General features: G+C 63.7%; 13 protein-coding genes, 1 other RNA gene, 1 pseudogene and 1 riboswitch. Of the genes and pseudogenes, 8 read left to right on the top strand and 7 right to left on the bottom strand.

Annotated elements, in window-relative coordinates:
- Window positions 1-102: 102 nt before the first annotated feature.
- On the top strand, window positions 103-1,008 hold the full coding sequence (lgt, locus tag AC3WLT_RS06625; RefSeq protein WP_492591104.1) for a prolipoprotein diacylglyceryl transferase: 906 nt from the start codon (window positions 103-105) through the stop codon (window positions 1,006-1,008).
- Window positions 1,009-1,167: 159 nt separating this feature from the next.
- Here lgt and AC3WLT_RS06620 read toward each other — a convergent pair whose 3' ends face one another.
- The 5 genes from AC3WLT_RS06620 to AC3WLT_RS06600 form a co-directional block, all read right to left on the bottom strand.
- The gene (locus AC3WLT_RS06620; RefSeq protein WP_492591103.1) at window positions 1,168-1,899 is read right to left on the bottom strand and encodes an SIMPL domain-containing protein; all 732 of its coding nucleotides are present in this window, start codon (window positions 1,897-1,899) and stop codon (window positions 1,168-1,170) included.
- A 207-nt stretch (window positions 1,900-2,106) separates the two neighbouring features.
- Window positions 2,107-2,565 carry an EVE domain-containing protein gene (locus AC3WLT_RS06615; RefSeq protein WP_492591102.1) on the bottom strand — a complete coding sequence of 153 codons (459 nt, stop codon included), beginning with the start codon at window positions 2,563-2,565 and terminating at the stop codon, window positions 2,107-2,109.
- 94 nt (window positions 2,566-2,659) lie between these two features.
- Window positions 2,660-2,841, bottom strand: a non-coding RNA gene (ssrS, locus tag AC3WLT_RS06610) — 6S RNA.
- A 104-nt stretch (window positions 2,842-2,945) separates the two neighbouring features.
- On the bottom strand, window positions 2,946-3,260 hold the full coding sequence (locus AC3WLT_RS06605; protein ID WP_492591101.1) for a cell division protein ZapA: 315 nt from the start codon (window positions 3,258-3,260) through the stop codon (window positions 2,946-2,948).
- Complete coding sequence (locus tag AC3WLT_RS06600) at window positions 3,257-3,613, bottom strand: ATPase (protein ID WP_492591100.1); 357 nt, start codon at window positions 3,611-3,613, stop codon at window positions 3,257-3,259. The genes AC3WLT_RS06605 and AC3WLT_RS06600 overlap by 4 nt, the downstream gene beginning before the upstream one ends.
- A gap of 207 nt (window positions 3,614-3,820) precedes the next feature.
- Window positions 3,821-4,078: riboswitch (cobalamin riboswitch) on the top strand.
- A 31-nt stretch (window positions 4,079-4,109) separates the two neighbouring features.
- Here AC3WLT_RS06600 and AC3WLT_RS06595 point away from each other — a divergent pair.
- The 7 genes and pseudogenes from AC3WLT_RS06595 to AC3WLT_RS06565 all read left to right on the top strand — a co-directional run.
- A pseudogene (locus AC3WLT_RS06595) lies at window positions 4,110-5,672 on the top strand (TonB-dependent receptor domain-containing protein); the annotation flags it as partial.
- A 27-nt stretch (window positions 5,673-5,699) separates the two neighbouring features.
- Window positions 5,700-6,746, top strand: a complete 1,047-nt coding sequence (locus tag AC3WLT_RS06590) for a FecCD family ABC transporter permease (protein WP_492591099.1) — start codon at window positions 5,700-5,702, stop codon at window positions 6,744-6,746.
- Entirely contained in the window at window positions 6,743-7,582 is an 840-nt protein-coding gene (locus AC3WLT_RS06585) for an ABC transporter ATP-binding protein (RefSeq protein ID WP_492591098.1), read from the top strand. The genes AC3WLT_RS06590 and AC3WLT_RS06585 overlap by 4 nt, the downstream gene beginning before the upstream one ends.
- Window positions 7,583-7,642: 60 nt before the next feature.
- Entirely contained in the window at window positions 7,643-8,704 is a 1,062-nt protein-coding gene (cobT, locus tag AC3WLT_RS06580; protein WP_492591097.1) for a nicotinate-nucleotide--dimethylbenzimidazole phosphoribosyltransferase, read from the top strand.
- Between the two features lie 93 nt (window positions 8,705-8,797).
- Window positions 8,798-9,574: an adenosylcobinamide-GDP ribazoletransferase gene (locus AC3WLT_RS06575; protein WP_492591096.1), complete on the top strand. Its 777-nt coding sequence runs from the start codon at window positions 8,798-8,800 to the stop codon at window positions 9,572-9,574.
- Window positions 9,559-10,149, top strand: a complete 591-nt coding sequence (cobC, locus tag AC3WLT_RS06570) for an alpha-ribazole phosphatase (protein ID WP_492591095.1) — start codon at window positions 9,559-9,561, stop codon at window positions 10,147-10,149. Before AC3WLT_RS06575 ends, cobC begins: the two co-directional genes overlap by 16 nt.
- Window positions 10,150-10,368: 219 nt before the next feature.
- The gene (locus AC3WLT_RS06565) at window positions 10,369-11,784 is read left to right on the top strand and encodes a Fic family protein (protein WP_492591094.1); all 1,416 of its coding nucleotides are present in this window, start codon (window positions 10,369-10,371) and stop codon (window positions 11,782-11,784) included.
- Between the two features lie 24 nt (window positions 11,785-11,808).
- Here AC3WLT_RS06565 and AC3WLT_RS06560 read toward each other — a convergent pair whose 3' ends face one another.
- Together AC3WLT_RS06560 and cobD are read right to left on the bottom strand one after the other, a co-directional pair.
- Window positions 11,809-12,720, bottom strand: a complete 912-nt coding sequence (locus AC3WLT_RS06560; protein WP_492591093.1) for a cobalamin-binding protein — start codon at window positions 12,718-12,720, stop codon at window positions 11,809-11,811.
- Window positions 12,717-13,766: a threonine-phosphate decarboxylase CobD gene (gene cobD, locus AC3WLT_RS06555; RefSeq protein WP_492591182.1), complete on the bottom strand. Its 1,050-nt coding sequence runs from the start codon at window positions 13,764-13,766 to the stop codon at window positions 12,717-12,719. Before cobD ends, AC3WLT_RS06560 begins: the two co-directional genes overlap by 4 nt.
- Window positions 13,767-13,776: the final 10 nt, after the last annotated feature.

The raw sequence follows: 13,776 nt of genomic DNA, 5'->3' as shown, positions 1-13,776 counted from the left end.
ACGCATTTCACGCCGAACCGTCCAATGCTTGCGCCGCACGATGCGCACGCCGCGCGCTACTGGAAAATCCGCTTCTGAACCTGAACTGCCCATAACAACACGATGCTCATTCACCCGAATTTCGACCCCGTTGCCATTCATCTGGGGCCGCTCGCAGTGCGCTGGTACGGACTGATGTACCTCGTCGCGTTCATCGCGGCGATCGTCGTCGGCCGGTTGCGGCTGCGTTTGCCGTACGTCGCCGCGCAAGGCTGGACCGCCAAAGATATCGACGACATGCTGTTCTATGGCGTGATCGGCACCATTCTCGGCGGACGGCTCGGCTACGTGCTGTTCTATAAGGCGAGTTTTTATTTCGCGCATCCGCTCGACATCTTCAAGGTGTGGGAAGGCGGCATGTCGTTTCACGGCGGCTTCCTCGGCGTGACGCTGGCGATGGTGCTGTTCGCGTATCAACGCAAGCGCTCGTGGCTGCAAGTCACCGATTTCGTCGCGCCGATGGTGCCGACCGGGCTTGCGGCGGGACGCCTCGGCAACTTCATCAACGGCGAGCTGTGGGGCCGTGTGACCGATCCGTCGGCGCCGTGGGCGATGCTGTTTCCGGGCGCCGCGCCTGATGACACCGCTTGGCTCGCCGCGCATCCGCAGCTGGCCGCGCAATGGCATCTGAACGAAGTGTTCGCTCAATATCACATGCTGCCGCGCCATCCGTCGGAGCTGTATGAGATCGCGCTCGAAGGCGTCGCGCTGTTCTTCGTGTTGTTCTTTTTCTCGCGCAAACCGAAGCCGACGGGCGCGATTTCCGCGGTGTTCCTGATCGGCTACGGCCTCGCGCGCTTCACCGTGGAGTTCGCGCGCGAACCGGACGATTTCCTTGGGCTTCTGGCAATGGGACTCTCGATGGGCCAGTGGCTCTCGCTGCCGATGATTCTCGCGGGCATCGTGATACTGGTGTGGGCGTATCGCCGCGCGCGCCGTGAACCAGCTCAGACGGTCGGCGCGAACTGATCGCCACGGTTTGTCGTTTGTGTGGTTCTGTGGTCATGCGCGCCGTGAAGCGGCGCGGGCGTCAGCACGAACTAACGCTACGCTTTATCGTAGCCAATAAAAAACGCCACGGCATGCCGTGGCGTTTTTGTTGCAGTAGTACGTGCGGCGTAAAACGCGTTACTTCATCTGCACCGAACCTGACACATTGACCGTCACCGTGGACGTGCCGCCTTCGATCGGCACCGGCGCCGAGGCCTTCGCGTCGGCGCTCATGGCACGTGCGCTCATCATCATCATCGGACGCGGCATGATGCCGTTGCGCCCGACGTTGACCTCGCGGATCGAATAGCCGCTGTAGCCGAACGCCTGTGCCGACGAAGAAGCCTGCTCGCGGAACGACCTGATCGCTTCGCCGGTGAGCTTCTGTTCGGCGGCGCGCTGCGCTTCAGGCGACAGCGAGAATTGCACGTTGCCGACCTGCATGATCGATGCCATCTGACCCGCGAGCTTCGACGCGGCGGCGAAGTCGTGCGATTCGAGCACGATTTCCGTGCGGCCGCGCCACGCGGAAATACGGCCGTCGCGATCGGTGGACGGATAGATCGAGAACGAACCCGTGCGCGCGGTCACGCCATTCACGCCCTTGGCTTTTTGCAGCGCCGAATCGGCGCGCTGATTTAGCGTTGACGTGAGTGCCGACGGATCGCTCGCTTCCTGCTCATAAAACAGTGTGATATCGACGACGTCTTGCGGCACTTCCGCGCTGGCCTGCGCATTCAGCGACAGCACGCCCGAGGGCTGATACTGTGTCACGCCTTGCGCGCGCGCCATGGCCGGCGTCAATGCGAGGGCGGCAGGGGCCACGCACACGAGAGCGAGTGCGAGGGCACGTGCAGTGTTTTTTGTCATTCCCGGACTCCTTGCTTGAACAGGTTATGCGCGATTGGAGCAAACGCGCTGCAATGGCACGGCGTTTGCGTGTTCATTTGCGAGTCCGTTAGGCGCTTGTAACCTCGGCTTGGTTCCCCAATTTGACGTTGCTTCAAGGTTGGGTCCCGGTTTGCTCCTGCTTTGCACGCGCGGCAGCGACAACGTACCGCACATACAAATGCAGCTTCAAACAAGCCGCTTCGTGATGAAACGCCATTCGGCTTCGGTCACCGGCGTGATCGACAAACGGTTGCCCTTCGCCAGCACGCGCATGTCCGCGAGTTCCTCATGCTCGCGCAGCGCGGCAAGCGGAATCAGAGGGATCCTCTTCTTGAACACTACGTCGACGAGCAGCCAGCGCGGCGTTTCCGGCGACGACTTCGGGTCGTAGTAGGGGCTCTTCCTGTCGAACTGCGTCGGATCCGGATAAGCCGTGGACGACACCTCGGCGAGCCCCGCGATGCCCGGTTCGGGGCAGCTCGAGTGATAGAACAGCACAGCGTCGCCGACCTGCATCATGTCGCGCATGAAATTGCGCGCCTGATAGTTGCGCACGCCGGTCCACGGCAACGTGCGTTGCGGTGCATTGGCGAGATGGTCGATGCTTGCTTCGTCCGGTTCGGACTTCATTAGCCAGTAGCGCATGAATCGAATTGAACCTTAAGAAGGTGAAGATGCGAAAGAAACCGGAGGCCCAAAGAAAAACGGCACCGAACCGAAGTCCGATGCCGTTCTAAATAAGGTCCCCGCCTTAGCCGCTAGGCCGGCATCCTGAACCGGGGGTTCAGAATTGGTCGCAGTTAGCAGCACTTCGGGTACATCAGACAGAGTGACGCGCACACCCGTGCTACAAATTTCCACAACCGTGCACATGGCATTGGTTCAAGGAATATATGACCTTGGCGAACCAGGCAGGGAAGCTAAACCGATGAAGCTAAAACGATGGAACTCAAACGTTCGCGCGAGTCTTTGCTCATGCACTCCGCTTGAATCCGCGGCCGATCTCAGGCACGGCCACTAGACACTTACTGCATGCTGTACTGCTGAATCACAGTACCTAGCTGTTCATTCATTTGACGCATTGTACGCCGGATTTCCTCAGCGGGAAATGCTTCTCCGTGTCTCACGCTCGTTTGCAGCTTAAGCAGTTCCGATGCCAGCGACAGCGCAGCCATTACGGCAATGCGGTCCGTGCCGCGCACGTTGCTGTGATTGCGGATCTTCGACATTTCAGCGTCTACGCGCGCCACCGCTTCGAGCAGCGCCGCTTCGGTTTCCGGCGAGCAGGCGAGACGATACGGCACGCCGAGAATCGATACTTCGATCTGCTTCGTGGTCATGCATTTTCTCCGTGGCGGGTGGCGGCGCTGTCCGCTTCGACCTCGTGTTGTTCGGGTTCGAGCAGATCGAGCTGATTGTCAGGCTCGGCCTGTGCGCGTGCCCGCGGCAGTTTTTCGAGAATCGCATTCAGGCGCACCTGTGCGTCGTCGATCTTTGCCGACAGCGCGTCGCGTTCCGCTTGCAGCGTATCGCGTTCCTCGCGCAGCAACGCGAGTTCGGTACGCGTGGCTTCCGCTTCAGCGCGCGTTCGGGCGAGCTGCTCTTCGAGCGCGAGCCGCGCTTCATTGTGGCGCTGGCTGATCGCAATCAGCTTGCCGATATTTTGTGAGAGTGATTCGAGTTCGGTGAGCATGTGCTGCGTCCTCTAAAGACATCGCATTTTAGCGCGGAATGTCGCAGGTTCCGACAATTGTCTCGTTTCGAGACGTAACAACCTCGCTTTGTGCAGGCTTTTATCGGCCTCATGACGAAAAACTGCGCCTGCATCGGACAATAACCTGCACTTAACAGAACGGATCGAGCAAGGATTAACCATTCTTGACGGGCCTCGAGGGCGCTCCTAAACTGGCCGCACTTTGGTGCCCGCGCGTGCTTTTCGACAGGGCGCGCAGTTAAACGGGAAGCAGGGCGCGACGTTCGCCTGAACGCGCCAGCCTGCGCTGCCCCCGCAACGGTAAGCGACCGCATGTCGTCATGCAAGTCGATCCCGATCGCGTGTTCGAAGCTGAACATGCGAGTGTGCCACTGCGCGTCACGCGTGAGAAGGCGGGATCGATGTGTCGCCAGCCCGGATACCGGCCAGAGGGAGAGATCCGTCCAGCGCAAATTCGTAGCAAGCGCGGGCGTCTCGTCACGCATCGTCCACCCAATCGTTGGTGTCGATCGACGGTGTGCGAGTCGATTCGGTCAGCCTCGGCGCACCGCAACTTGCGCAGATTCCGCTCGATCAGGTCGACCACGTCGAAGTGGTGAACGGCAATGTGTCCGCGTCATACGGCTCGGGCGCGATCGGCGGCGTCGTGCAGGTGTTCATGAAAGACGGCGGCGATCATCCGCCGCGTTTCAGTTTCTCGGTGGGCTACGGCAGTTATCACACGCAGACGCAACAGGCCGGCGTGAACGGCGCGTTGGACAAAGACGGCAAGACCACCTTCAGCATCTCGCTCGCGCGCTCGAAAGACGACGGCTTCTCATCGCTCAAACCAGCCCAGGCGCCCAACGCAAATCCGAATCCGAACGGCTATCTGAACGAGAGCATCTCCGCCTCGCTGCGCCACAAGTTCAATGACAAGTGGGACGCAGGCATCACATATTTCCAGTCGAACGGCAACAATAGCTACGACAACGCGTACGGCGTGCCGACCGATCTGAACAACCTCTACACCAAAGTGCGGCAGATGTCGGCGTTCGCCAGTGGCAAGGTGACCGGCTGGTGGACCACCCACTTCATCGTCTCCGAAGGCGACGATCGCAGCGTGTCGAACACCAACGGCATCTACAACGGCCGCTTCGATACCGACAATCGCCAGTACACATGGCAGAACGATTTCGCGCTCGCCGCGCAGCAGAAGCTGCAGGTCGGCTACGAGCATCTCGATCAGAGCCTCGATTCGGATACGTTTGCGGCGCCCGACCGGCATGTGAATTCGGGCTTCGTCGGCTATAGCGGGCGCTTTGGGCGCAATCAGATTCAGGCCAACGTACGGCGCGATCAGTATTCCGATTTCGGCGCAGCGAACAGTTACTATCTCGGCTACGGTTTCGACATCGCCGAGCATTGGAAGGTGAGCGCAAGCTATTCGGATGCGTTTCGCGCGCCGAGCTTCGACGATCTGTACTATCCGATCAGCGGCAATCCGTCGATCCAGCCGGAGCGCAGTCATTCGATCGAAGCAGCGTTGCAGTATGCGTCGAATGTGCTGGGCGTGATGCGCCTGAGCGCGTTCCAGACGCGCAATTCGAATCTGATCGACTACCATCAGGTGACGCCCGGCATCTATCTGGCGGAGAACGTCGGTCATGCGAAGGTGCAGGGGCTCGAAGGATCGTGGAGCGGTCATGTCGGCAGGACGGATGTGCGTGCGTCGGTGACGCTGCAAAATCCCGTCGACCTCGACAGCGATGTCGACCTTGTGCGGCGTGCGCGGCGTTTCGCGTCGCTAGCGGTGAATCGCAATATTGCGGGGTGGCGTGTCGGCGGCGAGTGGATCGTCAGCGGCGCGCGCGACGATAGCAGCGGCAAGCTCGGCGGTTACGGTGTGGTGAATCTGTCCGCGCGCTACGACATCACGAAAGCGTGGTACGTGGCTGCGCAAATCCAGAACCTGTTGAACAAGGACTATGAAACGGCCTACTCGTATAACTCGCCGCGGCGCGGTGCGTATGTCACGGTCGGTTGGCAGCAGCAGTGACGGGCGCGCCTGCGTGAGATCGCGCGGATGAACCGCGGCTCGGGTCCGAGGGTCGCGACGGCGATGCCCATCATGAGCGCGAAGCGTGCGGCCGCGATCTGGCTCGCGCTCGCCGTGCTCGCGCTGATCGTGCTGATGGCGTCGCTCGCGCTCGGCAGCGTGCCGCTCGCGCCCGCGCGCGTGCTGGCGGCGCTCGTGCCTTCGCCCGCGGCATCGGCGGATCTCGCGGGCGAAATCGTGCGGACATTGCGTCTGCCGCGCGCGCTGGCCGGCTTCGCGTGCGGCGCGCTGCTCGCGTTGGCCGGCGCGCTGTTGCAGGTGCTGCTGCGCAATCCGCTGGCCGAGCCATACGTGTTGGGCGTTTCGGGCGGTGCGGCGACTTTTGCGCTGGTCGCGATGATCGCCGGTTGCGCGTGGTGGATCGTCGATGCCAGCGCGTTCGCGGGCGCGTTCGTGTCGATCCTGCTGGTGCTCGGTCTTGCGCGCCGCGAGTTGTGGCGGGGCGAGCCGCAGGACACGTCGCCGCGCTTGCTGCTGACCGGCGCGGTGATCGCGGCCGGCTGGGGCGCAGTCATCACGCTGCTGCTCAACCTTGCGCCTGAAAATCGTCTGCGCGGCATGCTGTTCTGGCTGACCGGCGACCTCAACGGCGGCGCACTGCCATGGGCCGCGCTCGCCGCGCTCTTCGTCGTGCTGATCGCGATCGTGCCCGCTGCGCCGCGGCTCAATGTGCTGCTGCGAGGCGATGCGGCCGCGCAGGCGCTCGGCGTCGCGGTGATGCCGCTGCGCCTGCGTGTCTATCTGGTGGCGTCGCTGGCGGCGGCCGCGGCGGTGACGACAGCGGGCACCATCGGCTTTGTCGGCCTGGTGGTGCCGCATATGCTGCGGCTCGCGTTCGGCAACGATCAGCGCATGCTGTTGCCGGCCGCCGCGCTCGGTGGCGGTGTCGCGGTGATGGGCGCGGACCTGATCGCGCGCACGGTCATTGCGCCGGCGCAATTGCCGGTCGGCGTGATTACCTCGATCGTCGGCGTGCCGGTGTTTTTGTGGATGCTGCTGCGCAGGCGCCGATGATGCAGGCACGCCACTCCGCCCATGCCGCGCTCAGCGCGCAACGCCTGACGTTGCGCGCCGGCTCGCGAACGCTGCTCGATGCGTTCACGCATACGTTCTACGCAGGCGAGATCTGGTGCGTCGCCGGCCCGAACGGCGCGGGCAAGACGACGCTGATCGCGACGCTCGCCGGCCTCTCGCATCCGGCGGCGGGGCACGTCGAGCTCGACGGCGCGCGTCTCGCCGACTGGCAACCGCTGCCGCTCGCACAGCGTCGCGCGTTGATGCCGCAGAGCACGCACGATGCGTTCAGCGCGAGCGTGCTCGATATCGTGATGCTCAACCGCTTTCCGCATCTGACCGGCTGGGGCTGGGAACGCGCCGCTGACCGCGCCGCCGCGCATGACGCGCTGGATGCGCTGGGCCTCGCCGAATTCGCGGCGCGCGACGTGCTGTCGCTGTCGGGCGGCGAACGGCAACGCGTCGCGCTGGCCGCGGTGTTGTGCCAGCAGGCGCCGTTGTTGCTGCTCGACGAACCGCTGTCGCATCTCGATCTGCATCATCAGATCGATTGCCTCGATGCGTTGACCGCCTGGACACGCGAGCCTGGGCGTACAGTCATGTTTTCGTGTCACGACCTGAATCTGGCGCGCCGCTTCGCGACGCATGCGCTGCTGCTCGACGGCGCCGGCGGCGCCTATGCCGGGCCGGTGCATGACGTGCTGACGCCGGCGCTGACGAGCCGTGCATTTGGGTACCCGTTGGTTCTGATTCGCGACGGCGAGCATGAGGCGTTGATTCCCGCGCCGCGCCCGCGTCACGAATCGCCTGGCGGTGATGACACGCGGGCAAGCTAAGCGCTTCATAAGCGTTTCATAATCGTTTCAAAAAAACATTCTCTCTTCCGAAAAACGTCTATGACTTCTTTGCCAGGTTTGCTGCAATTGCCCGAGGTCGAGCCGCTCGATCAAACGTTGCGCGCCGAACTGCAACACATCATCGATACCAAAACCAAGCCGCCCGGCAGCCTCGGCCGGCTCGAGACGCTGGCGCGTCAAATGGGTCTGATCCAGCGCACCACGCGTCCTACGGTCGAACGTCCGGCGATGATCGTGTTCGCCGGCGACCACGGTATCGCCGACGAAGGCGTGAGTCCTTATCCGCAAGCCGTGACCGCGCAGATGGTCGCCAACTTTCTCTCGGGAGGCGCGGCGATCAATGCATTGAGCCGCGTCGCCGGCGTCGAGCTCGAGGTGGTCAATGCGGGGATCGCGACGCCGTTGCCGTCCAGTGAAGGCCTGATCGACATTCCGGTCGCGTCCGGCACCCGCAACTTCGCGCACGAACCGGCGATGACGCATGACCAGGCGCTCGCCGCGATGCAAGCGGGCGCCGCTCGCGTGCGCCATCACGCGGCGCTCGGCAGCAACGTGATCGGCTTCGGCGAGATGGGGATTGCGAATACGTCGTCGGCTGCGTGCTTGATGAGCCGCCTGTGCGGCGTGCCGATCGACGAATGCGTCGGCCGCGGCACTGGTCTCGACAACGCGGGCCTGGCGAAAAAGCGCAACGTGCTTGCCTCGGCGCTCGCGCGCCACGCTGTCTCCGCGGCTCCGCTCGACGTGCTCGCCACGTTCGGCGGTTTCGAAATCGCGATGATGGCGGGCGCGTATCTCGCTGCCGCCGAAGCGCGTATGACGATCCTCGTCGACGGTTTCATCGCGACTTCGGCGCTGCTGGTCGCCGATGCGTTCGCGCCCAACGTGCGCGAGTATTGCGTGTTCGCGCATGCGTCGAACGAAGCGGGGCATCGGCGCATGCTCGACCATTTCGGCGCGCTGCCGTTGTTGTCGCTCGATATGCGTCTCGGCGAAGGCACGGGCGCGGCGCTCGCGGTGCCGCTGCTGCGCGCTGCCGTTGCGTTCGTCAACGAGATGGCGAGCTTCGAATCGGCCGGCGTCGCCAATCGCGATGCTTAAGCGAGCTTGCAATACGTGGCCTTGCGATGGGTGGCCTTGCGATAGGTGGCCTCGCAATAAGCCGCCTCGCCGGATCGCAGGCTCGGCCCGCCCATGAATCCGCTCGCGGAACTGCGCTACTTCTTCACGGCGCTCGGCTATTTCACGCGTGTGCCGGTGCCGCGCTGGGTCGGCTACGAGCCGCACTACCTGAACGCGGCGGCGCGCTATTTTCCGCTCGTGGGCGTGCTGATCGGCGGCTTGAGCGCGCTGGTCTATCTCGCGGCGTTGCGCGTGTTTCCGGCGGGCGTGGCAGTGCTGCTCTCGATGGCCGCGTCGCTGCTCGTCACCGGCGCGTTTCACGAAGACGGTCTGGCCGATTGCGTCGATGCGTTCGGTGGCGCCTATACGCGTGACGACGTGCTGCGCATCATGCGTGATTCACGCATCGGTGCATTCGGCGCTATCGCGCTTGTGATCGCGCTGGCATTGAAGTGGCAAGCGCTCGCCGCCATGCCGCCGATGCGCGCGGCAAGTCTGATGATTGCGGCGCATGCGGCCAGCCGCGCGTGCGCGATCAGCTATCTCGCCACGCTCGACTATGTGCGTGCCGAAGGCAAAGCCAGGCCGGTCGCGCAACGCCTGAGCGGTTCCGCGTTGATCTGCGCGGCGGTGTCCGGCTTGCCGTGGCTGCTCTGGCCGAGCTGGCGCGACGGGCCCGACTGGCGATTCGCGTGCGTCACATTCGCTGTATTGGCGGCGCTGCGTTTTGCTATGGGCCGTTATTTCGTCAGACGCATCGGCGGGTACACCGGCGACTGCCTGGGCTTTGCGCAACAGATTTTTGAATTGAGCATCTACCTCGTGGGGCTTGCATGGATATCGTCCTGATCCGCCATCCCGCCGTCGCGCTCGATGCAGGCGTGTGTTATGGCCATAGCGACGTGGCGCTTGCCGAGGATGTAGAGGTGTCCGCGATCGAGCTGGCCTTGAAACTCGCGACCTTGCAGGTGCCGCCGCCGCGCGTCTTGATGTCGAGTCCGCTGACACGCTGCGCGTCCCTCGCCGCTGCAATGGCGAACGATTTCGGCTGCGCGCTCAGTCACGACGACCGCCTGAAGGAAATGAACTTCGGCGCCTGGGAGCAGCAGCGCTGGGATGCCATCGATCGTGCGTTGCTCGACGAGTGGGCGGCGAACTTCGAACATGCGCGAGCGCATGGCGGCGAGAGTGTCGCGCAATTCGCCGCGCGGGTGCGCGCGTGGTTCGAGGCATTCGCGCAGACGCGCGAGTTGACGCCGGCGTATGTCGTCACGCATGCGGGCGTGATTCGCGTGATTGCGTCGCTGGTGCTGGATGTGCCGGTGGAGCGCTGTCTGAACTGGTCGCTGGGAATGGCCGGGATCGTCTGGCTGCGCCGGGACGATGACGCGCAGCAATGGTCGCTGGTGAGGTGGAATGCTTGAGTGCCGCGCCTGGGGCAGCTTGTCGCCTCCCGGCGGCCGGACACGCTAGCCGGTTGATATACTATTCGCGCCACTTTTTCTGAAATTTGTCGCGAAAAACCTTATTCGTGCCACTCCAATCATTAAAGTGGCACGAATATCCCTATTTGTGCCACAATGTGATGAGAAAAGTGGCGCAAATAACGCTAATCGCGCCACATCGACTCTCTGGTGGCGCGCATGAACAGCAAGGGCATCAAACAGGAACTGGATCTGATCGAGCAACTCATCGCTACAAGCGGTGAGGGGTGGGGCGTCCGCGCGCTCGCCGCGGCACTCGCCGCGCGTCGCCATCCGATGCCGCGCCGCACGCTGCAACGCCGCCTCGATGCGTTGCTGGAAGCCGGCCGGATCGCGTCGGAAGGCGGCGGGCGAGCGGTCGCTTATAAGCGGATTTCCGCCTCGAGCGAGGCGGTTTCTCCTCCCCAGGCTTTCATAACCGCAAGCACTACAGGCGAAGCCTATGTGCCTGTGTCGAACGCAGGTCTGGAAGTTCGCGCAGAGGTGAACAGGCCGCTGCATGAGCGCCGGCCGGTCGGCTACAACCGCGCGTTTCTCGAGCGCTACCGCCCTAATCAGGACGCTTACCTATCCCAGACTCAGCGCGAACGCCTGCATGAGTGGGGCCGCACGTCGGCGGATGTGCGACCGGCGGGCACCTACGCGCGCGACATCATGAGCAGGCTTCTGATCGATTTGTCGTGGGCGTCGTCGCGGCTCGAGGGCAACACTTATACGCGGCTGGATACCGTGCGCCTGATCGAGCAAGGGCAGATCGCCGAAGGCAAGGACGCTCAGGAAACGCAGATGATCCTCAACCACAAGGCCGCGATCGAGATGATTGTCGAGAGCGCCGACGAGGTGGGTTTCAATCGCTTCACTGTACTGAACCTTCACGCGATTCTCTCCGACAACCTGATGTCGGACCCGTTCGCGAGCGGCCGTTTGCGCGCGCGCGAAGTGGAGATCAGCGGCACCGTATTTTTTCCGCTCGCCGTACCGCAACAGATCGCGGAATCCTTCGAGGCGCTGCTGAACAAAGCCGCACAAATCGACGATCCGTTCGAGCAGGCTTTTTTCGGCATGGTGCACCTGCCGTACTTGCAGCCCTTCGCAGACGTCAACAAACGGGTCTCGCGTCTAACGGCGAACATCCCGCTGATTCGGCAGAATCTGTGTCCGCTGTCGTTCGTCGACGTTCCCGAGAAGGCGTATATCGAAGGCACGCTCGGCGTGTACGAAACCAATCGCGTGGAATTGCTGCGCGATGTTTTCATCTGGGCCTACGAGCGGTCATGTCAACGCTATCTGGCGATTCGACAATCGATTGGCGAGCCGGACGCGTTCCGGCTCAAGTATCGCAATGCGTTGATACAGGTGGTGCAGGAGGTGATTCGCGGCGGCCTGGCCGGCACGCGCGGCGAAATCGAAACGCTCGCGCGGAACCTGGCGGCCGCGGGAGACTTGTCCTCTTTCGTCGATGCGATCCAGTCCGATCTGGACCATCTCTATTTGGGTAACGTCGCGCGTTACCGGTTGCGGCTTTCCGAGTTCGAGCGCTGGCCGTTCAAACGCCCGGATACTGCCGGGCGCTGACGGCTCGCCGCTCCTGTTTCGGCGTCACTGCGCGCCGCTCTTCCTCCGCGAACGCGCCACATCCAGGTCCTCGCATAACTGCTTCGCCCCTTGCGCGATGCGTGGCGCCGGGCGGTTGATCAAATCGCCGTCGATGGCGAACAGGTTGTTGTTCGCCACCGCTTTCAAGCCCGGCCATACGCGCCAGCTGTCGAGTTGCGGCAAGGTCGTGGCGGGCCTGGTCGCGCCGGGCGCGGCGGTGACGATCGCCTCCGGATTGGCGGCGAGCACCGCTTCAGTCGAGACGGTCGGCACCAGCGGTTCCAGTTTCGCGAACACGTTGCGGCCGCCGCACAGCGCAATCGCGTCGCTGACCATGTGCTCGCCGTTGAGCGTCATCAACGGCTGATCCCACACCTGGTAGAACACGCTGACAGGCGGCCGGCTCGCGTACCGCGTTCGCAATTGCGCGATGTCGTGACGGAACGCAGCCGCTGCGGCATCGGCGGTCGGCGAGGTGCCGAGCAATTGCCCGAGTCTGGTCAGCGACACGGCGACGTCGTCGAGATGATGCGGCTCGCTGAAGAACAACGGCACATGCATGTCGCGCAGACGGTCGAGTTGACGCTGCGCATTGCCATGCCGCCACACGACGATCAGATCGGGCTTCAACTCGGCGATGCGTTCGAGATCGAGCGCCTTGTTGTCGCCGACGCGCGGCAGTTGTTTCGCTTCAGGCGGATAGTCGCTGTAGGACACCGCGCCGACCAGTCGCGTGCCGCCGCCCGCGGCATAGAGCAGTTCGGTGACGTGCGGCGCGAGGCTGATCACGCGTTGCGCGGGGGCGGGCAGGGTGACGGTCGCGCCGGTGTCGTCGGTCACGGTGATTGCGGCGTGCGCGTGCAGCGCGCTGGCAAAAAGCGCGGCGGCGATGGCGAAGCGGGGGAGCCGGATCATCGGGCGCCGACGCTGTCGATCATGCGCATGCCCTCGCACAAACTCTCGTCGAAGCGCGTCCATTCAGCCTCGCTCGCCGGCAAGCCGAAGCGTACGCTGCCGGACGCCGTGAACAGCCGTGTCCAGACGCCGCGCCGCGCCAATTCGTCATGCAAAGCGGCGGCGCGTGCATCGGCGCACCATGCGAAAAGCGGCGTGCTGCGCGTGGCAAGACCTTGTGCATGCAACAGGTTCACGAGACGCGCGCTGTCGGCAGCGAGGCGGGCATGCATTTGCCGCTGCCAGGCTTCGTCTTCAAACGCGGCTTTGACGGCATGACGAGCCGGGCCGCTGACGGTCCACGCGCCGAGCGTACGACGCAACGCGTCGAGCAACGCCGGCGCGCCAAGTACGAAGCCCGCGCGTACGCCTGCCAGGCCGAAGAATTTCCCCGGCGAGCGCAAGACGATCAAGCCGTTGCGATCGGTGCATGAGGCGAGCGACGCCGACGGCATCGTATCGGCAAAGGCTTCATCGACAAGCAGTGAGCCGCCGCGCGCGCTCAGTTGCGCGTGCCATTGCAGCAGCCTGCCGGCGCTCAGATGCTCCGCAGTCGGATTATTCGGATTGACGACAACCCCATGCGTGAGCGCGTCGGGCAAGGTATCGCACGACACGTCCAGCGGCAAAACCCGATGTCCGGCCCGCTGGAAAGCGGGCGCATATTCGCTGTACGTGAGCGGCGCGATGCCGACCGTCGCGCGCGGCAGCAACGACGGCAGCGCGCGAATCGCCGCCTGGCTGCCGGCGACGGGCAGCACGTGCGCGGCATCGGGCGCGCCGTAGTAACGCGCGGCGCAGGCGGCAAAGCCGTCGCCTTCGTCGGGCAGGCGGCGCCATGCATCGGCGGGAACGGGCGGCACCGGATAGCCGTGCGGATTGATGCCGGTCGACAGGTCGAGCCATTGCGCGTACGGAATGCCGTAGCGCTCGGCGGCTTCGTGCAGATTGCCGCCGTGGACCGCGGCGCTGGAATCGGCCATGAGATCAGCCGTGCGGCCGGCCATGCGCTCATGT

The sequence above is a fragment of the Paraburkholderia sp. FW306-2-2C-D06C genome (assembly GCF_058781505.1).
This window is presented reverse-complemented; position numbering and strand designations above follow the sequence as displayed.